The organism is Bacillus sp. I-2 (genome assembly GCF_001974945.1).
Lineage (GTDB): Bacteria > Bacillota > Bacilli > Bacillales > Bacillaceae > Bacillus > Bacillus safensis.
Genome location: NZ_LZRW01000043.1, coordinates 262535 through 287706, shown reverse-complemented (window position 1 = coordinate 287706; position 25172 = coordinate 262535). Strand labels below are relative to the sequence as shown.

The window sequence follows — 25172 nt, the reverse complement described above, 5'->3', positions numbered from 1 at the left end:
CGCAGGACAAGGGACTCCATGAAAAAAAGGGCTGATCAAATCAGCCCTTCTTTCACATTACATGGATAGATTCGGTGAAGCTGTATCTTTCTCATGTTTTTTCTCGGTTTCTGTCACGATCACCGCACATGCTGCGTCACCTGTAATATTGACAACGGTTCTTGCCATATCTAGTAGGCGGTCGATTCCAAGAATAAGCGCAATGCCTTCGACAGGAAGTCCAACTGAATTCAAGACCATCGCAAGCATGATCAAGCCAACGCCTGGTACACCGGCTGTCCCGATACTGGCTAAAACTGCCGTTAATACAACTGTGAGCATTTGCATCAGCGTTAGCTCCACACCAAACACTTGAGCAATAAAAATGGTTGCAACCCCTTGCATAATCGCTGTCCCATCCATATTGATCGTAGCGCCTAACGGCTGTACGAAACTAGAGATCGGCTCAGGTACTTTCAATTTCTTTTGAGCGGTTTCCATTGATACAGGGAGAACTGCACTACTGCTGGACGTACTAAAGGCTACGACCATGGCAGGTGAAAAGTCTTTAAAGAATGTAAATGGATTCCTTTTTGCAAATATAGCCAACGTTGAGCCGTAAGTGAGAAAGAAATGCACCAATAGCGCTACTAACACCACTGTAAAATAAAGTCCCATGGCTTTAATGGCATCAAGACCTTGACTCCCAATCGCCGTCACAATTAAGCCGAATGTTCCGTATGGAGCAAATTTCATGACCACACCTACAAGGTACATCATGAGTTCATTGCCTTGTTCTAATATTTTGAGTAATCCTTCTGTCTTTTTACCTAGCACTGCAATTCCTAGTCCTAAGAAAACACAGAATACAATAATTTGCAGCATATTTCCTTCGACTAAAGATTGAACTGGATTTGATGGAATGATGTTTAATAAAGTGTCGGTCGTTGATGGTGCTTCTTGAGGTTTGTATTCTGCCCCTTTCGTATCGAATGAACCAAAGGAACCAGGTTTGATCAATAATGCCAAAGACATCGCAATGATAATAGCGAATGTTGTGGTCAGTAGAAAATATAAGATGCTTTTTGCGCCAATTCTGCCAAGCTTTTTTGGATCGCCGAGGCCTGCCACACCAAGTGTAATGGAAAAGAAGACGATCGGTACAACTAGCATTTTGATTAGATTTAAGAAGATTTGACCTAGAGGTGTGAATAGATAAGGGTCTAACGTTTTGAATACATTTGGAGCGAAAATGTTAAGCAAAAGTCCCGTGATTGCACCTACAATAAGGGCAATAATAATTTTTGTAGCCAGCTTCAATAAAATCTCCCCTTCCTCGTCAAAAAGACCCACGAGAGAGTTTTCTCGTGGGCCTGCGTGTCCTTACGTGTACCACTGTCTACTCTCTTCACGCTGATGAGGTTAGCTGACGGGTTAGGACGAAGAGATGTCCTTTTTTCTCAGATAAGAAAAATTCACCCCAAAAACATGGGTCCCCCATTCCTTTAGAAGGATTAAGCGTGTGGTAATATGATATTTTCATACCATTTATACCTTATTTTTAGAAAATTGTAAACAGGTTCATATGAACTTTTTAATTACTTTCTTCCCTATTTGTAACTTCAAGAATATCTAAAATAAAGACAAAGATTGGGATACCGATGATAAGTCCCCAAATGCCAATATAGTGTTCAGAGAAAATCAGCACAATAAACGTGAAGAAAATAGGGAGTTCTGTTTTAGCTGACATGAGCTTCGGATTCAAGAAGTATGCTTCAATAGCATGGATAATCACAATCACCAGCACAATATACAGGACATACATTCCGCCTCCGAGTGTATACGCAATGATGCTGAGTGGAATAAGAGAGATAACCACACCCGCTACTGGGATTAAGCCTAGCAAAAAGACCATGACCGCTAATCCAAATAACTGCGGAAAACCCATAATGCCTAACGCAATGGTCGTTAGCACACAATTAACGGTTGCAATAATAAACTGAGCTTCAAGTACTTTTCCAAACGTTCGGGAAAATTTACGTCCAAAGAAGGCAATTTCATGATAGAACACGGAGATTTTACTCGTTTTGAACTTGTTCATGAATTGAATGAGGCGTTCTTTTTCGAACAGGAAGAACATGCTTAATATTAAGGACATAATGACCTGGATACTGAACGTGCTGAAATCGGTTATGTATGTATAGAGGAAATTAAACCCTTTCTCAAAGAAAGCTGATATTTTAAAATCTCCGAATACGTTCGTGATGACGTCAAAGAAGGGTAAATCTTGTGGGTGATCTGCAATTTTCTTTCCTAAACGGAATAGCTGCTCTACCTGTTTGGCGATGATTGGTACAAAAACGAATCCGCCAAATGTCAATCCACCAGCCAGAAGAATATACAAAATGGTAATGACCGATTTCTGTCCTATTTTCAGGAAGCGATTTAAAAAGCCTCTAATGACCTCTTCCAACCGATTCATCAAAAAGGTGAAAATGAAGGTCAAAAGGATTAAATTCATCATTCCTCTTAATAGATATAATGCTGTGGCTAATACTACAAATACTGAAAACCGCTTAACACCGGGTTTTTCGAACAATTTTAAAAATGCCGTCATTACGTTACACACCTGCCAGGACTAAAGTCTATTTTTCATCGTATCTGATATACATTATATCGGATCTTTCTGTAAATTATATAATAAAAGGTCAAAGAGGTCTTACGATTTGTATTAATTTTATTGGTTTTTCTTTTTTACACAAAAAAACCGAACCCATGTAGAACATAAGGTTTCGGTTTTTGGTTGTTTTTATACTAAACAGCCTGCTTCATATTCCGCATTTCCTGAAGTGCTGTTTTGCTCTTCGCTTCGTCAAATTCACCTTCACTCTTCGCGACAACAATTGTTGCAATTCCATTTCCAATGAGGTTTGTAATCGCTCTTCCTTCACTCATGAAGCGGTCAACCCCAAGCAGCAGTGCTAGACCCTCTAACGGAATGACCTGTAGTGCCGCAAGAGTAGATGCAAGCACGATAAATCCGCTTCCTGTCACCCCAGCTGCTCCCTTTGATGTAAGCATCAGAACAAGGATAATAGTGATCTGCTGACCAATCGACAGGTCTACACCAAACACTTGCGCCAAGAAGACGACGGCCATTGATAAATAGATTGAAGTTCCGTCTAGGTTAAAGGAATAACCTGTTGGAATGACAAGACCAACAACAGACTTAGAGCACCCGTAGCGTTCCATTTTATCCATCATTCTTGGCAGCACGGATTCTGAAGAGCTTGTGCCAAGAACAATCAAAATTTCATCCTTGATAAACCTTAAATAACCTAGCAGGCTGAAGCCATACATTTTACAAATGATGTTCAGCACAACGAAGATGAACAGGAACATCGTCATATAAACGGAGAGCATCAGACTCGCTAGCGGTTTAATTGATGCTAAACCAAAGTGTCCGATCGTATAAGCCATTGCCCCAAACGCACCGAGCGGCGCAGCACGCATGATATATCCAATGATTTTAAAGAAAACAAGTGACAGCTTATCAAGCCATTCGATGATGCCTTTCCCCTTCTCGCCAAGAGCAGCGAGCGCAACACCGAATAAAATAGAGAAGAATAAGACCTGTAAAATATCACCCTTTGCGAAAGCATCAACCATGTTAGATGGCACGATGTGTGTAACAAATTCCATCCAGTCGATACCCTGTCCGCCATTTTGGGTATATTGTGAGACATCCCCTTTTTCAAGCTTGCTATAGTCAAGACCTGCACCCGGCTTCATGATATTCACAACAAAAAGACCGATGACCAGAGCAAGTGTCGTGACGACTTCAAAATAAATAAATGCTTTTCCCCCAACTTTTCCAACCTTTTTCATATCACCCATCTTGGCAATACCAAGAACAATGGTTAAGAAAATAATTGGTGCAATGACCATTTTAACGGCATTGATAAAGGTATCACCAAGCGGCTTCATTTCTTTTCCGACGTTTGGCCAAACCATCCCGACAATGATCCCGATGATGACAGCTGCAATCACCTGAAATGTCAGGTTCTTCAAAAGCCTTTTCATAAAAAATCAACTCCCTCACCCTTTGATGTAAACGCTTAACTATTATCTGTAGATAAATGATAGCGATTTCACCAAAGACTGTGAAGCTTATGGACATATCGTACATTTTGGTCTTTTTGGTCTCTTAGTCAGAATGTACGATATATTTATTCACAGGCCTTCCAATCCCCCCATATTGCATATCTAATTTCAGCTCGCCTTCTTTGACGAGGAAGTCTAAATACCGGCGTGCCGTGACGCGGGCAATGCCAAGTGAATTGGCGACTTCTTCTGCAGACTGCGCGCCTTCCTGCAAGCCCATATACGCTTTAATTTCGTTCATCGTATGCACATTCAGCCCTTTAGGAAGCCAAGTATCTTCCTGCTTAACAGCAGGCTTTCGTATGATATCATCGAGCATCTCCTGAGAAAATTCTGCTGCAGTTTGGATTTTTGATTTAAACGCCTTATAGCTTTCAAGTGATTCTTTCATTCGTTCAAATTTGAATGGTTTAATAATATAATCCCGCGCACCATTTTGAAGCATGATGCCGATGGTCTCTTTGTCCTTCGCTGCTGAAATGACAATCACATCCACTTTCATCTTCTGTTTTCTGATGTCTTGCAGCGTTTTGACGCCATCCTTTTTTGGCATATATACATCAAGTACCACGAGGTCTGGACGAATTTCTTTGATCAGCTGGATGCCCTGCTCCCCATTCCCAGCGATAGCTGCAACTTGAAAGCCAGGAACACTCATAATGAACTCTTTATTCACTTCTTGCACCATCGGGTCATCTTCAATTAACAGCACCTTAATCTGATTCATCTGTCTCTCTCCTCTATGGTCATTGGGAATTCGATTGAGAAGGTGGTACCAATGCCGATGCTTGATGTGACCTCTACATTTCCCATCCCTTTGTCGATAATCGTTTTTACAATATACAAGCCATAGCCTGTTCCACCCTCTTTGCCGTGTGTGAAGCCTTTATCGAAAATAGAAGGAATCAGTTCCTCTTCGATGCCGGAGCCATTGTCTTCAATTAAAATCGCAAGAACATCCTCCGTTTGATCGATACTAATGGAAATGACTTTTGTGTCTCTTTCTACAGTATCATACGAGGCAAAGGCGTTCTCAATGAGATTTCCAAGCAGCTTCGTCATATCATGCTGATCAAGCCGTTCTGGGAAATCACGGAGACAGCTATGTTCATCTACTTCGACCTTGATGCCAAGCTCCTTGCCCCTTCTGATTTTGCTCATCAATAACCCTGCGACAGCATCATGCTCTATGACGCGATGAAGAAAGTCCGTCACATGTTCCTGCTCCTCTGTCGTTTGAAAGGCTAGATCGAGCGCCTGATCGGCTTTACCAAGCTGAATCAGCCCGGCAATCGTATGAAGCTTATTCATATGTTCATGGTTTTGCACCCGCAAACCGTCCACAAAGTTCTTAACCCCTGTGAGCTCCTCCGCCAATTTTGCCGCTTCTGTCCGGTCCTGAAAAATGGCGACCGCTCCGATGATCTTCTTTTTCATGACAATTGGAATCCGGCTGCTCATGATCCGCTTTCCGCTCATATGAATTTCTTCATTGTAGACGGGTTCTGCGCGATCAATAATCTCAGGAAGTCTTGTATCAGACAGCACACCCCAAATATTCCGGCCCACGACATCACCTGTTACGCCAAAAATCTGCTTCGCCTTTTCATTAAAAATGGTGATCATGTGCTGATTATCAATGGCGATGACCCCTTCATTAATAGAGTGAAAGGTTGCAGTGCGTTCCTCTAGCATTCTGACAATCTCATGCGGCTCCAGCTTAAACATTTGCTGTTTAATATGACGGGCGAGCAAAAATGAACCCACAAGCCCAAAGCTGAGCGTCAGCAGGAGAATCATGAGGATATCCTGCTTCATTTCTCCTAATATATCTGCCATACTTGGCAGAGTTCTTCCTACAAGCACAACCCCTGTTTGATTAAATTGATCATCCTTGACTGGATAAAAAGCTCTGATGGCTGTTCCAAGCTCTCCCTCTGCTTCTGAGAAATAAATATGCTCTGCAAAAGCCGGCTCTTCATCAGTTCCTTCTGAGCGCTGGCCAATCCTCGTTTTCACTGGATGCGTTAATCTCACATGATCCATATCCATCACGACAATATAGTCAGCATCTTGAATAATCCGAATCTCTTCGATTGCATGCTGTAACTGATCACGATCCTTTGTCTGATCAGCTAACGCCTGCTTCACCTCATTCATCTCAGCCACGGTTCTCGCCGTGTTCATGAGTCTTTTTCGAAGCTCCCGTTCCTCTGTTTGCTGAATTCCCCCAACAAGAACAATTCCTCCGATTAAAAGGGCGAAAATGACAACGAAATATGTGAGGATGGTAAGCTTCCATCTAATAGATAATTGTTGTAATTTCAATCGATTTCTCATCATTTTTTCACCTGTATCTTTACGAATTCTTCCTCTGTCAAGTATGCTTGACATAAGGGGGATCTGACGCATGAAGAATTTACTCGCTTATACACTATTGCTCATGATCGGTTTTGTAACCGCTTTATACTTTGGTTTTTATCATATGATGCCAAAATCAGCGACAACCTTTGATGATGAACAGACAGGGCTGAAGGACCAGCTTGTGTTCAAATTCAGCCATGTCGTGGCAGACAATACACCTAAAGGACTTGCCGCAAAGAAATTTGCTGAGCTCGTGCACGAAAAATCCGATGGAAAGATCAGCATTCAAATTTTCTCCAACGGAAGCCTTTATTCTGATATTGAAGAGATTAATGCACTCAAAGAGAATCAAGTTCAATTTATCGCTCCGTCTACCTCGAAGCTCGGCATGCTGTCCCCTGAGTGGCTGGCACTTGATCTTCCCTTTGCTTTTTCAAATTACAATGCGGTTCAAGAAGGCCTGCACGGTGCAATTGGACAACGGTTGTTTGGCACGCTGCAAAAAGATGGATTAAAGGGAATGGCTTATTGGACAAATGGCTTTAAGCAAATTACCTCTAATAAAGGGCCCATCAAACAGCCAGCTGATTTAAAAAACCAGTCTCTCCGCATTATGCAAAGCGACATGATTGAAAAACAATTCAAACTCCTTGGCGCAAAGCCCTATCAGGAATCATTTAATTCAACGTTTCAGCTATTAGAAACCAAAAAAGTAGACGGCGAAGAAAATACCATTTCAAATATTTATTCAAAAAAATTCTATCATATACAAGACTATATGACGATCAGCAATCACGGGTATTTAGGCTATGTGGTCTTAACAGATCAATCCTTCTTTGACCGCCAGACACCCGAAACGAAACGAATTTTACTTGAAGCCATGGAAGAAACAACGGCTTGGAATGAAAAGCATGCAGAACAGATGAACAAAGATCAGCTGGAGGACATTAAACGTGAATCGCCGATTGCCATTCATGAATTGACGCCAGCTGAAAGACAAAAATGGATGAAAGCCCTTGATCCTTTGTATGATGAAGCCGAAAAAACGATCGGCTCCACCCTCATCAAACAGATTCGCGAACTGCGTGCACGTTATGAACACTCACCTATTCATGCTTTTCAGGAAGAGGATGAGAGCAAATAAAAAATCCCTTTGATATGGGATTTTTTTATGCGCCGGACTCACTCTGTTCTTGCTGCGTGAGCTCTTCTAATCTTGTTAAAATTCTTCGCTTTCGGTATTGCATCATGCCTGTTTCGGCAATTCCTTTTAATTGTGAGCGGTTCGAAACGGCACCAAACAAAATCCCAGCGATGGGCACAAGCTGAAATAGTTTCTTCCAGCCGAACGAATCCCGGTAATTATAGACGACCTCACGCCACCCTTGGATTTGGGAAATCATGTTTTCATGTTTCCCTTCGGATGCATGATAGCTTTTCAGCTCTTTTAGAATCGATTTCTTTCCAACGACATCCGCAGAGTTCAGCTGCAAGCATTTAATGATGAAGACCCGCTCCTCTTTGTTTTTAGGATCATAGCCATAGGTGACGGCAATATCCTGTAATGTTTTCAGAGAGAGACCCAGGACCGCAGGAATATCAGCGGCTAGCGTAAACATTCCGCCGACACCAGTTGTCGCCCCTTGCACCGTCGCAAGATTCGTTCTGTTTTTCCCCATATGTTCACTAATGGCATCCATCATTTCGATCGGGGCCTTTCCAATATCCTCTATGCGCTGAATGGATTCGCCCTCACACTTCTTTTGAAATTGATGAATGATGCCTTTTTCCGACGTCAAATAGGCACCGCCAGATTGAATGTAATGACCCATTTCGTCTAGCAGCACACCGATTTTTTTCTGAATAAAAGCAGGCGTCAGCTTGTCCAGCATTTGAAATGGAAGGCGGCTGAGCTTCTCCCAAAACCATACCTTTTGCTGGTCTTTCTCCCACTTTTCAATCTCCTTTAATTGTGCTTTTAGCCATTCTCTTTCCTCCATGTCATATGCCTCCTTAGATGCCGCTGAAGTATTTGTCTGTTATTATACACAATCCTTGTCCATCATACGTATAGAACATTGAAGCGGTTCCGAAAGGTTTTAATCTTTTTCAAAACGGTTATTGCTTAATAAACAAACAAAAGAGGAGTGATCAACATGTTAGGATTTCTAATTTCATTAGTTGTGGCGATTGTCATCGGTCTCATTGGGAGTGCACTCGCTGGAGGCAGTGTACCAGGAGGATGGATCGGCTCAATGATTGCCGGGTTTGTAGGCGCTTGGATTGGTCATGGATTACTTGGAACGTGGGGTCCTAGTCTGGCAGGCTTTGCGATCATTCCAGCGATCTTAGGAGCAGCCATCTTTGTCATTATTTTAAGCCTGATCTTCCGCAGCGTGGGATCAAGGGTATCTTAAAAAAACAAATAACAGAGGAAGCAGTAGGGACACCGTCTAAGGGGCGGTGTTTTTTATGTTGCGCGTTGACAAGGTATCTATTTTTTTCACTTACATATGATAAACAAACCTATTAGTTCAGATAGTTGACTTTTCATGAGGATGGGCATATGATGATTAAAAATTGCATGAAGGAAACTTTTTGTGCCCAAGCAAAACTTTGTAGAATCTAGGTGATGACATATGACAAACAAATACATCGAGGCACAGGCACACATGTCAGCGGCAGCTGAGCGTGCACTTGAAGGTAAGGTCAAAGGATTTAGAAGGCTTCTTCCTTTTCTAGGCCCTGCTTTTATCGCTGCCATTGCATATATTGATCCAGGGAATTTTGCCACCAACATTGCAGCTGGCTCTAAATATGGATATCTTCTCTTATGGGTCATTCTTATATCAAATCTTATGGCGTTGCTCATCCAATCCTTATCCGCAAAGCTTGGAATAGCGACAGGGAAAAACTTACCTGAAATCACACGTGAAGAGTTTTCGAAACCCGTCTCTATCGGTTTATGGATTCAGGGCGAACTCGTTATTATTGCCACAGATTTAGCTGAGTTTATTGGAGCGGCACTTGGTTTATACTTGCTCTTTCGGATTCCTTTGCTTGAAGCATCTATTATTGCAGCCATCGGATCATTTGCGATTTTAGAATTGCAAAGACGGGGATATCGCGCATTAGAAGCCGGCATCACCGGCATGCTGTTCGTTGTCGTGATCGCTTTCGCTGTGCAAACCTTTGTCGCCAAGCCTGATATGGCAAGTGTCGCAGGCGGGCTTTTCATTCCAAAATTTGATGGCGCAGATAGTGTACTGCTCGCAGCTGGAATTTTAGGTGCCACTGTAATGCCGCACGCGATCTATTTACATTCAGCATTAACCCAAAGAAGAGTCGTCGGCAGAACGGAAAAGGAGAAAAAACAGATTTTCCGCTTTGAGTTTTTAGATATCCTCATTGCGATGCTAGTTGCTGGAGCCATCAATGCCAGTATGTTGATTGTGGCAGCCGCTCTATTTTATAAAAATGGTCTCTTTGTTGAAGATCTGGATGTTGCGTTCCAGCATTTTAGCACACTCGCAGGTCCTGTATCAGCTATCTTATTTGGTGTAGGCCTGCTTGTAGCCGGACTATCAAGCTCTTCTGTCGGTACATTGTCAGGCGATATCATTATGCAGGGTTTTATTCAATACCGCATTCCACTGTATGTCCGCCGGCTGATTACCATGATTCCCCCTATTGTGATCATTGCATCTGGGGTGAATCCGACATCCGCACTTGTGATGAGTCAGGTGGTCTTATCCTTTGGTATTGCCTTTGCTTTAATTCCGCTCATTTTATTTACAAGTAAAAAACGAATTATGGGCGAATTAACGAATGCCCGGTGGGTAACAGGAATATCTTGGGTGATAGCAGCTCTCGTTGTCGCACTCAATCTCTTTTTAATTGTGGATACGTTTATGTAAAAGACAGTAGTGATGCTGTCTTTTTCTTTTCATATGGTTATGGTAAAATTCCCCTGAGAGGATGTGGGCACATGTTTTTTTATCAGGATCAAGAGATAGCCATGCGGCTGCTTGAGCCAAGAGACGCACGAAGTCTATATTTGCTCATCCAGCGGTCAAGAGAGCATTTACGTGAATGGATGCTTTGGGTGGATTCAACGAAAACAGAGGAAGACAGCATGGCGTTCATTCAAGGCGCAATGCAGCAAGCCTTGCAGAACAACGGTTTTCAAGCGGGCATCTGGTCACATGGAGAGCTTGTCGGGATCATCGGCACCCACCAAATTCATTGGATCGACAGGACTGTTTCAATTGGCTATTGGCTCGGAGAAGGCTATCAAGGAAAAGGCATCATGACAAAAGCGTGCAAAGCAGTCATTCGTTATTTATTTGAAGAATGTGGACTGCACCGCATTGAAATTAGGGCTGCTGTCGATAACCTGAAGAGCAGACGCATCGCAGAGCGATTATCCTTTTCGCTTGAAGGCATTTTGAGACAATGTGAATGGCTGGGCGACCGCTTTACGGATCATTGTGTATACGCCCTTTTGCAGCCTGAATATATGAAAGAAAAAACGCATTCTATGAATCAGCCCACGTAATTGTGTCGATTGCATGAATTATTTTACAAAGTGAAGCTTTGTAGTATCGATTGCGATCAGCATCTGATAAAATAGAAGGAAAAATCGAGGTATGAAGTATGTCTCTCATTATTTTATTTTACTTATGGATTGTCCCTTTATTATTTGGCATTTTCTTCTCATTCTTAACAAAGAAAGCCACCTACAAACGCCGCTTTGTCCCATCATATAGCATGGCAGGACTCAGCATCGTTTTTCTCATTTTGGCACTTGTCTTTTCAGCCAGCCATTTTCTATTCATTTGCGGTATGTTCCTATTTGCCACAACCCTTGTCGGCACAGGCATTCCTTTATTTTTAGCCTTTACAAAAACACCATCATAAACAAAAACCACCTTTTCGCAATGGAAAGGTGGTTTCTTTTTTATTGATTTGGCATTCTGTAAGTCACAGTGGCATCTTGATTGGCTTCAATCGTTTTCACAATGTCTTGAAGGACCTCTGCTGCACGATCATTTGAGTCATACTTACCGAGAGTCTTGACCCAAGTATCGCTTCCTGCGATCATCCCTTCAATCTTTTTGCCGGCTACTGTGATTTCGTGGACATGAACGAAACTTTGCTGGTTTTGTGTGAAAATCCATAGCATGGTTTTAGCTCCTTTTTTGTGGTGATTGGATTAGTTTAACATGTAATTTCCAATTATGAGTGGGTGATTGAGTTTGCAAGTGCATTTTCAGTTTAAAAAACCTTGATATTTCGTAAAAAAATCAAGGTTAACATAGTATCGTAATCTTTTAGTTTTTATGTCATCATTTAGACGTTAAAATTACATAGGTTCTTTTACTGGCAAAGCTCCATTCATTATTCTTTTATTAATTGTTCACTTTCACTCATCAGATATAGCATCGTCGTAATCCTGTAATTCTTCCATTATTTCTTTTAATCGCTCAATACTATTGATCAATTCATCGTAAGAAATTTCTTGATAATTAAATATTCCTTCACCATATTCATCACTATCAAAGATTTTCACATCCGCTCCCAAATTCAGTAAAGCATCAACTAATTCCTTTAAACTTTCCATACTATCAATATCATTTGCATCCGTTTCGGAAAAAAAGTCCTTGTTTTCAATCCCACTTTTTATATCTGTAATTCCTAAACCGGTGTACTTTCTTAAAGGTAATACATATTTATTAATTGGACCTTTTGAGCTTATCTTAATAGCTATCTTACTCATATTTTTCCTCCCTATTAAAATTCCTCTAAATAATCTGGATTAACAGGTCTACCAGGTGCATTTTTGCTATAACTTCCTCCATGCCAACCCTTTAAATGTTCTCTTCCAGTCACAGGATAAATTAATTCTCCTCTATTACTGATATGTGGATAATTCATAGCATTGTAAGTATGGTGTCCGATAATGGATTTCCCATTATATTGTGGTTTTTTGCTTTTTAAAATCTCTTGTTTTTGTTCATTAGTCCAATTCCTTGTTGTAGATTCTCCATCTAAAATTCTTTTCTTTTCTTGTTTCCAGAATTCAGTAACCCCTGCAGCCCTTCTTTTGGAGAATCTTTTATCCCATTGATATCGTTTATACTCTTCCTTTGTAACAGTACGATTTTCAATCTTTTCCTTTATTTTCTTCTGCTGATTCCGACTTAACGATTTGTAAGGTGTAACTTTTGTAGTTAAATCTAATTCTACTTTCTGTACCCTCTGAGCAATAATTTCTTCACCTACTGCTACTTTTTTATTACTCAAAGTTTTTTCTGTACTCTTAATCCCCATCTTCCCATGAAACCCTTTAGCCCCAAACGGCAAAAGCATCCCCAGAGCCGCGTTCATACTCGCTTCCTGCTGTTCTTTTGAGATCTTGTTTCCAAACATATCTCGGCCTGTGATCGCTTCGCTGAAGCCGTTGGTGGCGGTGAGTCCATATAAACCTTTTTGCGATGTTTTCAGGGCGTCAAAGGATTTTTGTGATGTCTTGTAAATGTCGACTGCCCTGACTGCGGCTGATGTGGCTTGGGTCGTTTTATAGACTGCTTTCCCGCCTTTGAAAATGCGTCCTGCCCAGCCGACGATAGGGATGTAGCCGGCTGCAGCCATTCCTCCTGCAGCGACTCGCTGGCCTGCGGTGAGTTCCTCCCCTGTGATTGGATCGACGCCTGTTGCGGCACGTTTTGCATCGTTCACACCTGTTAGTTCATTGACAATATTTCCGCCATAATCTAGGGCTTTTTCATACCAAGGACGGTTGGCGAGGGCTTCTTGTTCTTTTGCGATCTCACGGGCTTCTTCTTGTTCTTTTTTGATTTTCAGATATTCAGAAGTTTGCTTCTCAATATCGCTCTTTGCCTTGTAGATGTCGCTATTTTGATACGCTTTCTTATCAAAATTCATAGGCGAAATCGCTTTTCCGTCATTTGTCGCATTGATCATTTCAGCATACAATGCCATTGTAGCTTGCTGTTCCGTCTCTGACAAAGCATATTCATCTTTTAAATTTTGATCAAGCTCTCTTAGTTCTTTGACCGTCTTTTTTCGTTCATCTTCCGCATCCTCTATTTTTTCATCAAAGGTTTGACTATCAAATACCTCTAGAGAAATGAGGTCATCAATGTCTTGAAAAATCGTTTTGAGTGCCTTTTTTTGATCCTTCACAATGCTTTTGGCATTCTTGATGCCCATATGTACTGCGTTATCTAAAAAATGTTCTTCTACAAAGGTATCGCCGCCAAAGCTCGTATCATCCAGTGTCCCAGAAACACCTTCATGAAAGGCTTTTTGTTTATCAATGAAGCTAATAAACATGTCTACATTTCCAGCAAGCTCTTTATAGAAACTTTTAATATTATCTGCACCTTTCCCAGTGAAATCATCACCGAGATTGGCCACACCTTGTATTGCCTTTTTTAAATCTACCATTTGTTCGCGGAGTTCCTGGTAGTGTTTTGCCCTTGTGTCCATGGCACTTGTTAGTGCTTTTGCATCAAGTATCTTGCCCAGAAGAAGTCACTCCCTCCATTATTGATCATAAAGTCTATTTTACCTTTCTCAGCGAATTGGAAAAATAGGCTTTAAGTTACAAAAATAATTTCCATATATTTTTAGAGGAAATAAAACAAGTGATAATTGAAAGATTTTTTCTTTCATCACAAAAAAGTCAGTCCTCTTTTGAGAGGACCGACTACATTTTGTTTAGAAAAAGCGTTTTAAACTTTTCTTGAGTGGAGGGATATCCAGCTCGCCTTTTTCGAAGAATTTTTTCAGTAAGTACTTACTAAAACCGGCTGCTTGTGTGTACGTAATTTTCCCAGGTAACGGCGGTTCATTGGTGACAGCAACATCAATAATGACGGGTTTATCAGATTGAAGGGCTTCACTAAAAGCTGGAGCTAGTTCTTCATGTGATGACACGGAGATTCCTTTGCCGCCGCATGCTTCTGCGAACTTAGCAAAATCAATATCTTCCAGCTCTATACCATAATTGATGTTTCCTTTTACCTGTTGTTCATATTCGATCATTCCAAGGTTGTTGTTGTTTAAGATCACAACAACGATCGGCAGTTTATATTTTACCGCTGTCACAAAGTCTTGCATGACCATTGTGAAGCCACCATCGCCGCAGACAGCAACCGCTTGACGATTCGGTTCATTTAACTTAGCAGAGATCGCTCCAGGCAAACCACAGCCCATTGTGGCAAGCCAGCTGGAGATGATGAAATCCTGCTGTTTCATTTCGAAATGTCGTGCCATCCATACGGTTACATTCCCTACATCAACAGAAAGAATGGCGTCGTCTTCAACTGCTTCTTCTAGTCTAGCAATGACTTGCTGCGGTTTAAGCGGTGATGTGGCAACGGATTTTTCCTTATCCATTTCTTCTCGCCATTTCATCATATGCTCTGTACAAGCTTCAAGGAAACCACGCTGCTCTTTATATTCAATGTAGGAGGTCAGTTCCTGCAAACCACTCTTGCTGTCACTCACGATTCCTACGTCTACTGGATATCTTTTACCGATTTGATCTGGTTTAATATCCAGTTGAATGGCAGGTGTGTCCTCTGGTAAGTAGTCTCTATACGGAAAGGAAGTTCCAAGCATAATTAAGAGATCACACTCTTCCATCGCTTCATAAGCTGGCTTCGTTCCAATTTGACCTAGGTTTCCTAAAAAGTATGGATGCCTGTCTGGTACAACCCCTTTTGCAGGAAGTGTGATGACAATAGGTGCAGCAGCCTTTTCTGCAAATGAAAGAAGCTCTTCTTTTGCATTTCGTAATCCTTTACCTGCTAAGATGACTGGCTTCTTCGCATTGTTAATTAGCTGTGCTGCCTTTAGCAGTTGATCTTTCTTTGGCCGTACCTCTCCCTCAACATAAAGAGGAGATGTATAAACAGGCTTACGCTTAATTTTTTGAGAAAATAAGTCATCTGATACGGTGAGAACAGCCACCCCTTTATGGGTATAAGCTGCTTTAATGGCTTGATTCAATAAATCAGGCAGAGCTTCTGCTGTTTGTACCTGCTGATTAAAGACAGCGACGTCGTCAAACATCCGCTCTAATTTGATTTCTTGAAATGTGTCTCTTCCTACTTCATTCGAGGCAACCTGCCCTGCAATTGCTAAAACGGGTGCGCCATCTGCTTTTGCATCGTATAGTCCATTTAATAAGTGGACAGCACCCGGTCCAGCGATGGATAAGCAGACACCGAGCTTACCTGTTAGTTTGGCATCAGCCGCCGCTGAGAGTGCCGCCACTTCTTCATGTCTCGTTTGTATAAATTGTATTTGGCTTGATTCATGCCTAAGCTCTTCAATCAATTCGTTTATGCTGTCGCCGGGCATTCCATAAATATGTTTTACGCCCCACTCTTCCAGTAGCGCTGTTACTTCTTTTCCTGCGGTTCTTTGCGGCATGTGAGAAAACTCCTTTTTTCTTACTCCATACCACCGCACCCTTTTGATCAAACGTTTCAACTTGCTGCTACTTTTTAAAATGATATGGAAGGGTGGCGACCACAATATCCCGTTTCCATAATAGACGGAACCTTAATAAAAAGGCAGATTGGTTATGCAAGATCGTATGCCATCTTTTTTTCGGGATAAATTGAGGCACAAGCACCATCACTTTATATTGATGCGCATTTGCTTTTGCCTCAACCGTTTCAAGAAATTTATCAAGCGGATGAATAAGACTTCGATAAGACGAATGCAATATCACAAGCCGCACACCGCTGTTCAGTTTTTCCCAATCCGCTTCAATTTTCTTATCTTTTTCTTTATCAAAAGATACATGAACTGCTATGACTTGCTCTGATAAGGATTTTGCATATTGAACAGATTGCTCGACGACACGTGTTACTCCTGCTATTGGCACGATGACCACATTTCCTTTTATCTCAACAGGCTCTGTTTCATTCATTAAACGCAATTGTTCTCCAACAGACAGATAATGCTTTTTAATGGAATGAAAGATCAATAGCACAATTGGCATGAAAACAAATACTGGCCATACAAGATGGAACTTGGTCAAAATGAGAATCATGAGAACGGTGAAAGAAATCAGTGCTCCGACTATATTGATAGGCATTTTCGTTTTCCAGCCCTGCGGTTTTTCACGAATCCACTTTACACACATACCGGTCTGTGACAACGTAAATGGAATAAATACACCGACAGCATATAGCGGAATGAGGTGTTCCGTTTTCCCATCAAACAACCAAATGAGCAGCATAGAAGCTACACCTAAAAAGATAATGCCATTAGAGTAACCGAGTCGATCCCCTCTTACAGTAAACATGCGCGGCATATATTTATCCTTTGCTAAGTTGACCGCCAATAAAGGAAAGGCGGAAAAACCGGTGTTTGCCGCTAATATCAAGATTAAAGCTGTGACAGCCTGAATGACATAATAGAAAAATGTACGTCCAAATGTATCTGATGCAATTTGTGATACAACCGTTTCTTCTGGCTTTGGTGAGATGCCAAAACCAAACGCAAGCAATGTTACACCCACAAATAAAACAGCTAGTAATCCACCCATCATCAATAATGTTCTCGCTGCATTTTGTGCAGCTGGTTTTTTAAAAGATGGAATGGTATTTGAAATGGCTTCTACCCCAGTCAGTGCTGAACAGCCAGACGAAAATGCTTTTAATAAAAGAAATAATGTAATGCCAGGTACATGTGTGCCGATCGCTGTATGCTCAGGTGCTGGCGGGATGCCTCCTGTTAATAATTTAAAGCCTCCGACTCCAATTAGTATAAGGAGTGATAATACAAACAAGTATACGGGATAAGCCAAAATAGATGCTGATTCTGTCAATCCACGAAGGTTAAGCACCATAATCAAGATGACCAATACAATTGAAATCAACACATGATATGGATATAGTGCCGGAAAAGCCGATGTGATGGCATCAGTACCCGCTGATATGCTCACCGCTACAGTCAAAATATAATCTACAAGCAATGATCCGCCAGCGACCAGTCCTGGTTTTTCACCTAAGTTTCTGCTAGAGACAACATAGGCCCCTCCGCCTTCTGGATAAGCATAAATAATTTGGCGGTAAGATAGAATTAAAGCCATTAAAAGAATTAATACACAACCTGCAATCGGGAGTGAGTACCAAAATGCTGCTGCACTAACGACTGAAAGAACAATCAAGATTTGTTCTGTACCGTATGCAACGGATGACAATGCGTCTGATGACAATAATGCCAATGCTTTGATTTTTGATAGTTTTTGTTCTCCTGCTGCCTGTGATTTTAATGGTTTCCCAATTAAAATACGCTTCATCAAACTGTACATGTGATGCCCGCTCCTTTAGTGTCAAACGTTTTATGTTACAAAAGATGGATCGCCAAAAAGACACAGAGGCAATAGAATGCCCCTGCGTCTATTGTTTAGATCACAGGTTGGTCTTTGCTCTCTTTAACGCTTACGAGGTTAGCTGACGGATTCGGGCGCATGAGACTTTGCCCTACCTAAAAAGGATTCACCCCATGTGGTGTCTTGCACCACTAATGGTTCCCCCGCTCATCGAAATGATTCAGCGATTGGTCTTTTATAAAAGAGATCATACTCCCGTTTGACACCAAAGTAAAGACATTTTTTCATGGTCTTTTGATCGTTTATCAATCAGTCTTATTGCGGTTTTTTCGCAGGAAATAAATAATCAGCCCGACCACAAAAATAATCAGCACAGCGATACATGCAAAGTAAATCCAAGAATTATCGATGCCTTGCTTGTCATCTTTTTGGAGATCATTTGTTGTGCTGCTGACCGTTTGATGATTAGAGAACATGTCTTTGTTTCTGCTCTCGATTGCGACTGTTGCCGTTTCCGTATTGGTTTGCAGGAAATGAAGCACTTCATGTGAAAGATCAGCATCAGCTGCATTCATTCCTGAAAAGACGGTCATTGTCTGTTCTTTATTCCATACAGATGGCTGCGTCCATACAATTCGAGCAGTCGTTTCGTTGATCATGCCAAAGGAGGATACATCATACTGATCCTTTTTCACTGGAATGATGAGATCGCCTGCCTTTTCTTTTAAAAGAGAGAACGTTTGAATGCCCCCGATGAAAATGAGAGAGTGATCTTTCAATTGATCATTTGTCACATTTGAAGCTTTGATCAAATGATATTGGGCAGCTTCCGGCTGACTAAAAGATTCTGTCAGCATCGCCATTTGATTGATCGTTTCTTGCTTGATTTGATCTGGCATGATGATCAATGTTTTTCCTTGCTGCGTTTTTGATGTGAAAGGAAGCGGCCATGCGGCTAAATCCGGTGTATCACTAGTCGTACCTTCTGGTATTTGAAGAGAGCTGTTCTTATCAATGTAAATCCAGCCTTCTTCATCCGTATGTCTGCAGGATTCCATGTTTTTAAAGCCTGTAGTAACAAATTGCAAATCAATATATTCGTTCTTTTGGAGTACTTGTGAATCTACTGGAATTGACACATGATAGAATCCATTCTCATCTTTGTTTCCTAGTTTTGTTAACGGTACATCGTGCGGCTCGTTATTCATCATGACTGTTAAGCGTTCCGACTTGTTCGCTGTATCAGATTTTTTAAATGATAGATTTAGCTTTGCACCTGATTTTTGATTAGCGATCAATGCCTTCGGATAATAGTAATGTTCAGACGACGTCTTTTTGGTTCCAACTGTGACATCCTCTCCACCGAAATCTTTTAAACGAATTTGATGAGATGGTTTTGATGCTTTAGCCGTAACCTTTTGAAGCAGTAAATCGCTACCAGTGAGCTGACCAGTCAGTTCTGGTTGAGTCAGGACATTGATTTTTTCAGCAATAGTTTTTGGCTGTTCAGCAGTGACAAATAAAATAGGCTGTTCTTTTTTCTTTCCTGTCAAGGTTCTCACCGCTAATGTGAGCTGATTGCTTGCTGTTTTCATTTTTGCAGCTTGCTCGATCGATTTCACTCGTCCATCCCAGTTTCCTTTTGCTCCCACAGCAATGGTTGGATGCGCGATTTGCTTGATGTCCTTTTCTTGGACAATTTTGAGGGCTGCTTGGCGGTCTTTGTTTTTCAACGTACGGTATACTTTCATAGCCGCTTCTAATTCAGCTGCTTCCGGTGAATTTGGAATCACAATATCTGTTTGTTCTTTCTGATCACCAGTTTGAATGAAAGGTGAAGGGAAGCTGTCTAACGTCACGTCTTTCGTTTGAGTTCCTTTGAAAGCCAGCTCACTTTCAGGATATACTTTCAGCCAGTTGGCAGGTGTCTCTTGGTTGATACACACACCTTCTTTTAACACGCCATAAAATGCGAGCTGAATTTGATGAGAACCTTTTTTCAATTGCGATTTGCTCAATTTGATTTGAATCGACTTCTTTTGGTTTTTCCCTGTTACAGGAATGGTCTTTTCAATTTCTCCATCAATCATGACTGTGAACGATGATGGCGAAATGAGTAATGGTGATGCCTCTATATTCAATGTAAGGATGCTAGACTCTACTTTTTCTTTCTCTATTTGATAGGAAAATTCAGTGCGGTCTTCTTGTCCATACAAGGTCACTACATCTTCTGATAATGCTTGCGTTTCTATTTGACTTCCTTTTGACGAGCGAATCCAGTCATCTTTCACTTGTACTCGATTTGATTGCGCCATTGCTTGACCCGCCATGAAAAAAGGCTGAATGGCATGGGATATCATCAATATAAAAATCATCCATTTTACCGATTTCAATTTGTCACCCGCTTTTCTTTTGTTGTTGATCGTATCGCTCAGTTTTGTACCATTTTACTTCTTGTTTGAATAGACGGCTCTTTGCCTCTACACATAAGGAGTACACGACTAGCGCAATCCATACTTGAGAATAAGTGAAGTACATGAGCGCCACAATGAGTATATTTTGTTTGGTGAGCTCTGTTTTCTCAATACTTAGTGTAATCATCACTTCTGTTAGAAAGAGGAAGAAGGCCAATCCCCACAGGATCAGTGCAACAGCTCCTACAGATAAGTGAAGGTCAACAAATAGGTTCACGATAAAGATCCCATTTGAGAGCAGGACACCGAAGAAAAATAAGAAATACGTAAAGAAGAAATAAAACAAATCAAAAATCATTCGTTTTCGTTTCAGCTTCATAAACTGTTTTAAAAATTTGAGTACAACATATTGATTACCTCGTGCCCAGCGCGTTCTTTGCCGCCACCAGACCTGCCACGTCTCAGGCTCTTGTTCCCATGTAATCGCAGCCGGGAAGAATCGAATGACATAGCCAAGGTTATAGACACGAATCGTTAATTCGGTGTCCTCAGCCAACGCATGAACATCCCAGCCGCCAAGCTCTTCTAAAATGTGCCGGCGGATGGCGAAGTTGGTGCCCGGTATTGTCGCAATACCAAACCACTTCCATCTTCCGCCCTGCGCCATCCATTGGAAGCAGATGGTCTCAATATTAATAAATTTGGTTAGTAGATTTTTGGCTGCATTGATAACCCTGAATTTCCCGACAACAGCGCCTGCCTTCGGGTCATTCAATAAACCAAGAACCAAATGATAGACGGCCTTTTGTTCAGGCATGTTATCTGCATCGTATACGCAGATAACTTCTCCTGTTGAAGCCTTTAAGCCTTCATTCAGTGCAGTGGATTTTCCCTTTCCTGCAAATGGCGGCTTCGTTTCAATCATATGGACATGATCATATTGCTCACAGAAAGACTGCACGATGTCCCCTGTGCCATCAGAGGAATTGTCATTAATCACAATGATTTCAAGGAGATGTTTAGGATAGGATAGCTGGACCATTGCTTTTAGCGTTTGCCGAATGACAACTTCTTCATTATGAGCAGGAATTAGAATGCTGACGGTCGGCAGTTCTTTCCCTTGTTTCGTCCATTCAGGCAGCACTTTTTCGTAGGTCAGGTAGTGCTGAAAGCCGCCCTGCATGAGAAACATATGGTATAGGAGCATGATCCAAATCAATATTAATGAAAGATAAAATAAGACATCAGCCACCTAATTTTCTCTCCTTAAAAATTCGTTTTTTCATTGTCAGCCTTAAATACAATGTGTAAAAAGCAAATGCCGCAATAAACAGCATCACCACGACTGTGAGAATTCGCAGCATATTTTCCATGCCGCTTCGTTTAACTGTTTTGGTTTCTGCTCTATTGGATTGTTCTACTTGAATATGTCCATTCCCTGATGTTTTGATTTGTACATGTGGTGTTTGGACTGTTTGTTTTGTTTTCTTTAAATCCAGCCATTCACTAGAAGGAATTGCATCCATCAGCGTCATCAGATTCTGCAATCCAGTTATTCCCGATTCCACATCATAGGACAGCCCGATTGCGGCTGATTGAAGATGCTGGATGGATTGAATCTTTTGTTCTGTTAAAATATTTGAACCTTCTTGGTCAGACGCTGGCTCTACTGATTGCTGAGGATATAAGGTCATGCCATGAAGCATGGCGGGCTTCGTCACGAACGGCGGAGCACCGGCTGTTTTCCAAGTATGGTCCGACAGCTGTACCTGTCCAAACAGACTGGACACATGCCTTGATATCACTTCATAGCCTTGTTGAGATATGGCATCATGCGGCACCTCGAATGCCAGTGGATAGAGACCTTGCTGCGCAAGAAACTCAATGCCTTTTGTCAGTTTTTCTTCTGTATAGATGGTTTCTTGCTGCTGATTCGATCTCGTATAAGCATGGAAGTCTTTTTCATTCGAAAAATGGCTTTCACTTAGCTTCTTCTCGATTTTTTTTGGGTCATTTGACGTAATGGACTGATCATTCTTTGCATCCCAGAACTCAAAGTCCTGACCAGAATCCTCTGTTCGATACGTACGGCTAAATCCATGAAGAATAATGCTGGCTCCATTACTTTGCAATTGTTTTAACACTTTTACGAGCTTCGGGCGGTCACTCAGTGTCACTTCATCGCCTGTTGTTCGATCCACCCAAACAGGGGTTACCGCTATCAGAAACGGGATATGCCGAGTGGATACATATTGTCCAAGCTCAAGCAGCTTCTTTTCGTCAGTGACAGGACTGATGTTCCCAAGCCTTAAGTACTTTGTGGTCAGCTGATTAGAAGAAGGCAGGTGTTTTTCTAGCACTTCTGCAAGAAGCTCGCTGTGCTGCACGACATTTAAGAGTCCAATATAGGCCGCACCTTCCTTTGTTTGAATCACAAATGGAAGATCAGCTTCATGCTTCTTCAATAGAAATTTCCTTTGCAAGTCTGCCCCTTGAACCGTTAACGCAATGATCCTTTTCTCTAGCTGACGGTATGCTTTATCATCTGTATATTTGATTTGACTCGTGTGTTCTTGTTTATGAAAAGTAAGCTTGGAAAATGGGCGCAGCTGGTCCGCATTGTATCCAATGGCTATGATCTTCTGTGCTTCGTTCATTACACGAATGGTCTGTTTTGGTAAGGTTCTCTTTATTTCCCCTAGATAGATGACTTGCTGAAATTCACTAATCTTCTTTTCAGCCAAATGTTCATCAGATACAATCGTCGTCTGTTGGGAAAAATGTCCGGCGAGTAGATCCAGCATATGCACTGCTGGAGTCACTTCTCCTGATTCTGTCGAATAAACGATCAGGGTATCTGGCTTGGCAAGAGCGTCGGCTGAAGCCATATATTGAAACGAAAGAATCAAAAAAAGAGCAATCATCAAACAGCATTTCATTAAAGAATTAAAGTTCATTCATCATCATCTCTTTTTCTAGTTCTTCTAAAAATTGTTCTGGCGTGCGATACTCCGAACTGCTTGTTAAATGACAGACATGAAATGTCAAGGTGACTTCACGACCGTTTAACAGCACATGCTTTTTCAATTTATCCTTTAGCTTCTCAAGGACGACAGAGACATTTTCTTCGGGTGTGTGAGTAAGCAGCAGGCCTATTCGTTCTTCAGATAATCGAAATTTCTTATCGGTTTCTCTGACACTTTCGCGAATCTTGTTACTTAATTGCTGAAATAGGTGCTGCATTTCTTTTTCTCCATATAACGATTTGAATTCTGCTGCATAATGGATGTGAAGAAGGATAAAAACGAATGGCTGTTTGTAACGTTCTGCCCGTTTCATTTCCTCAGACAATTCCAGCCTCATCCGTTCTGCATTGTCAAATCCAGTGGTCGAGTCAATCGCCACAAATTGTTTCATCGCCTGCTTTTGTTGTTCAATGGTTTGCCGCATCGTCTTGATCCGCTCATGCAAGCTTCCTGCTGAAATCGCGAAAAAGAGGAGGGCTGCGCCCCAAATCACCACATCTTGCAATGTTTGATTGGAAAATAAAGGGTTTGTGTGGCCAAGCTCTGTAAAGAACATAGCGCTTCCTATAAAGAACAGCATCAGCAAGGTAAAAATTAATGCTGGTAAGATGCCAAATAAAATCCCGCATCCTAACACGACAAAAGTCAGTGTAATCATCAAAAAGCTCTCTGCATCATGTACGCCAAGGTAGCCCATAAACAAAATAAGACCTGCAAACGTGAGGAGCAGAGAATAGTATAAACGATACGTATTACTGAATAACCGATTCATTAAAAAGCTCCCTTTCTGCAATGAGAGGCAATAAATTGTCAAATGAGTGTGTGTCTTTTTCGTTCATGTACCCTCCATAATAATCCTTGAGAGGATCTTGAATTTGTAATTCTTTCATGCGGTCATACACCTCTTTTGCGAATTCCGGTTCGTTTCGTTTAAGAGCATACAAGATGACCAGTGCATATACAGAAGGCGATTCATACGTCACTGCTGGCTGCAATGTGCTCAGTTTATATCTACCGTACAGCTTTCCTTCTTTTTTAAAAGTCGTTTTAAGCCATTTCATGATCGCGGACGTACTCACCTTTGCACGATCGGCATGTAGAGCCGTATAGAGTTGATCAATCATATTGATTTCTCGATCAAATGAATAGGCTTTTTTCTTTATGTCATAGGATTTAGGAAAGAATCCTTTTTTTCTCGGTGCTTGTTTTAGAATGGTCAATTGGTTACTCGTCATTTGTTTCGTGAATATTTTGAGGGATTCCAATTCTTTGATTGCTTTTGGGTCTAAATATGAGAGTGTGATTGTGTGTGAAGTTCGATTTGTTGATGCATCATAATAATCGGACAAGATGCCTCTATACATATTTTTGTCTTTTAACGCTTGTGCGATTTCTTTTGCTGTGGTTTGATACGCTGCATTCTTCCATAAACGATCTGCCTTTTGAAGTGCCGCCACTACCCGTAAATCATCAACCAAGGCATTGGCCTTACTTTTTTGATCAGATTCGATTTGCCAGCTGAGAAGATGATGATCTAGTAAAAATTCATCTTGCAGGACACCAAATTGTTGGTCAAACGAATTTTGGTCTTTTTTCCGAACAAGATAATCCATCCAAAGCCCAAGCGATTCAGATAAGTAGATGTGCTGCTCTGCAAATGAAGTGCGAATCATGCCTTGATCTGTCATGAGGTGATGAGTAATAAAATATTCTCCAGGCAATACAGGCTGTGGTGATACTGGATAAGCTGATTCCTTCTGCTGCTTCCAGGTACATCCGCCTAGTAGAATAACAATGAGTAAAACAATACCTATGCGATGTATGGGTGTATCCATTCGTGTC

At 41.4% G+C, this 25172-nt stretch carries 21 protein-coding genes and 2 riboswitches; of the genes, 5 read left to right on the top strand and 16 right to left on the bottom strand.

Going from position 1 to position 25172, the window contains the following annotated elements:
* Positions 1-57: 57 nt before the first annotated feature.
* The 5 genes from BAE31_RS14375 to BAE31_RS14355 all read right to left on the bottom strand — a co-directional run bounded on the left by BAE31_RS14375 (position 58) and on the right by BAE31_RS14355 (position 6486).
* Positions 58-1299, bottom strand: a complete 1242-nt coding sequence (locus tag BAE31_RS14375; protein ID WP_041107474.1) for a dicarboxylate/amino acid:cation symporter — start codon at positions 1297-1299, stop codon at positions 58-60.
* A 77-nt stretch (positions 1300-1376) separates the two neighbouring features.
* Positions 1377-1510: riboswitch (cyclic di-AMP (ydaO/yuaA leader) on the bottom strand.
* Between the two features lie 63 nt (positions 1511-1573).
* Positions 1574-2596, bottom strand: coding sequence for an AI-2E family transporter (locus BAE31_RS14370; protein ID WP_041107476.1), 1023 nt, complete (start codon positions 2594-2596; stop codon positions 1574-1576).
* A gap of 197 nt (positions 2597-2793) precedes the next feature.
* A complete protein-coding gene (gene dctP / locus BAE31_RS14365) occupies positions 2794-4062 on the bottom strand; it encodes a C4-dicarboxylate transporter DctP (RefSeq protein WP_041107478.1) in 1269 nt (422 codons plus the stop codon).
* Positions 4063-4186: 124 nt separating this feature from the next.
* On the bottom strand, positions 4187-4870 hold the full coding sequence (locus BAE31_RS14360) for a response regulator (RefSeq protein ID WP_076840764.1): 684 nt from the start codon (positions 4868-4870) through the stop codon (positions 4187-4189).
* A complete protein-coding gene (locus tag BAE31_RS14355; RefSeq protein ID WP_076840811.1) occupies positions 4867-6486 on the bottom strand; it encodes an ATP-binding protein in 1620 nt (539 codons plus the stop codon). Before BAE31_RS14355 ends, BAE31_RS14360 begins: the two co-directional genes overlap by 4 nt.
* A 67-nt stretch (positions 6487-6553) precedes the next feature.
* On the opposite strand from BAE31_RS14355, the gene BAE31_RS14350 reads away from it, so the two are divergent.
* The gene (locus tag BAE31_RS14350; RefSeq protein WP_034283972.1) at positions 6554-7651 is read left to right on the top strand and encodes a TRAP transporter substrate-binding protein; all 1098 of its coding nucleotides are present in this window, start codon (positions 6554-6556) and stop codon (positions 7649-7651) included.
* Positions 7652-7676: 25 nt separating this feature from the next.
* On the opposite strand, the gene BAE31_RS14345 is transcribed toward BAE31_RS14350, so the two are convergent.
* Positions 7677-8507, bottom strand: coding sequence for an EcsC family protein (locus BAE31_RS14345; RefSeq protein ID WP_073203922.1), 831 nt, complete (start codon positions 8505-8507; stop codon positions 7677-7679).
* A 156-nt stretch (positions 8508-8663) separates the two neighbouring features.
* Here BAE31_RS14345 and BAE31_RS14340 point away from each other — a divergent pair, with 156 nt between their 5' ends.
* The 4 genes from BAE31_RS14340 (at position 8664) to BAE31_RS14325 (ending at position 11427) form a co-directional block, all read left to right on the top strand.
* Positions 8664-8924: a GlsB/YeaQ/YmgE family stress response membrane protein gene (locus BAE31_RS14340; protein WP_024427360.1), complete on the top strand. Its 261-nt coding sequence runs from the start codon at positions 8664-8666 to the stop codon at positions 8922-8924.
* A gap of 222 nt (positions 8925-9146) precedes the next feature.
* Positions 9147-10424, top strand: coding sequence for an Nramp family divalent metal transporter (locus tag BAE31_RS14335; RefSeq protein ID WP_076840763.1), 1278 nt, complete (start codon positions 9147-9149; stop codon positions 10422-10424).
* Between the two features lie 71 nt (positions 10425-10495).
* Positions 10496-11065 carry a GNAT family N-acetyltransferase gene (locus BAE31_RS14330; protein WP_041107486.1) on the top strand — a complete coding sequence of 190 codons (570 nt, stop codon included), beginning with the start codon at positions 10496-10498 and terminating at the stop codon, positions 11063-11065.
* Positions 11066-11163: 98 nt separating this feature from the next.
* Positions 11164-11427, top strand: coding sequence for a hypothetical protein (locus tag BAE31_RS14325; RefSeq protein ID WP_008346966.1), 264 nt, complete (start codon positions 11164-11166; stop codon positions 11425-11427).
* A 40-nt stretch (positions 11428-11467) separates the two neighbouring features.
* On the opposite strand, the gene BAE31_RS14320 is transcribed toward BAE31_RS14325, so the two are convergent.
* The 10 genes from BAE31_RS14320 to BAE31_RS14270 form a co-directional block, all read right to left on the bottom strand.
* Entirely contained in the window at positions 11468-11692 is a 225-nt protein-coding gene (locus tag BAE31_RS14320) for a hypothetical protein (protein ID WP_041107488.1), read from the bottom strand.
* 240 nt (positions 11693-11932) lie between these two features.
* Positions 11933-12286, bottom strand: coding sequence for a hypothetical protein (locus BAE31_RS14315; RefSeq protein WP_041107490.1), 354 nt, complete (start codon positions 12284-12286; stop codon positions 11933-11935).
* A 14-nt stretch (positions 12287-12300) separates the two neighbouring features.
* Positions 12301-14061: a T7SS effector LXG polymorphic toxin gene (locus BAE31_RS14305; protein ID WP_083704012.1), complete on the bottom strand. Its 1761-nt coding sequence runs from the start codon at positions 14059-14061 to the stop codon at positions 12301-12303.
* 192 nt (positions 14062-14253) lie between these two features.
* Positions 14254-15975: a pyruvate oxidase gene (locus tag BAE31_RS14300; protein WP_041106467.1), complete on the bottom strand. Its 1722-nt coding sequence runs from the start codon at positions 15973-15975 to the stop codon at positions 14254-14256.
* Positions 15976-16042: 67 nt separating this feature from the next.
* Positions 16043-17869, bottom strand: coding sequence for an APC family permease (locus tag BAE31_RS14295; protein ID WP_024425576.1), 1827 nt, complete (start codon positions 17867-17869; stop codon positions 16043-16045).
* 112 nt (positions 17870-17981) lie between these two features.
* Positions 17982-18126: riboswitch (cyclic di-AMP (ydaO/yuaA leader) on the bottom strand.
* Between the two features lie 69 nt (positions 18127-18195).
* A complete protein-coding gene (locus BAE31_RS14290; protein WP_076840762.1) occupies positions 18196-20283 on the bottom strand; it encodes a cellulose biosynthesis cyclic di-GMP-binding regulatory protein BcsB in 2088 nt (695 codons plus the stop codon).
* A gap of 4 nt (positions 20284-20287) precedes the next feature.
* Positions 20288-21511 carry a glycosyltransferase family 2 protein gene (locus BAE31_RS14285; RefSeq protein ID WP_481747485.1) on the bottom strand — a complete coding sequence of 408 codons (1224 nt, stop codon included), beginning with the start codon at positions 21509-21511 and terminating at the stop codon, positions 20288-20290.
* Positions 21512-21548: 37 nt separating this feature from the next.
* Positions 21549-23261 (bottom strand): DUF2334 domain-containing protein, encoded by a 1713-nt coding sequence (locus tag BAE31_RS14280; protein WP_076840760.1) that lies wholly within the window; start codon positions 23259-23261, stop codon positions 21549-21551.
* Positions 23251-24102 carry a diguanylate cyclase domain-containing protein gene (locus BAE31_RS14275; protein WP_076840759.1) on the bottom strand — a complete coding sequence of 284 codons (852 nt, stop codon included), beginning with the start codon at positions 24100-24102 and terminating at the stop codon, positions 23251-23253. Before BAE31_RS14275 ends, BAE31_RS14280 begins: the two co-directional genes overlap by 11 nt.
* Positions 24083-25165, bottom strand: coding sequence for a glycosyl hydrolase family 8 (locus BAE31_RS14270; protein ID WP_041106475.1), 1083 nt, complete (start codon positions 25163-25165; stop codon positions 24083-24085). Before BAE31_RS14270 ends, BAE31_RS14275 begins: the two co-directional genes overlap by 20 nt.
* Positions 25166-25172: the final 7 nt, after the last annotated feature.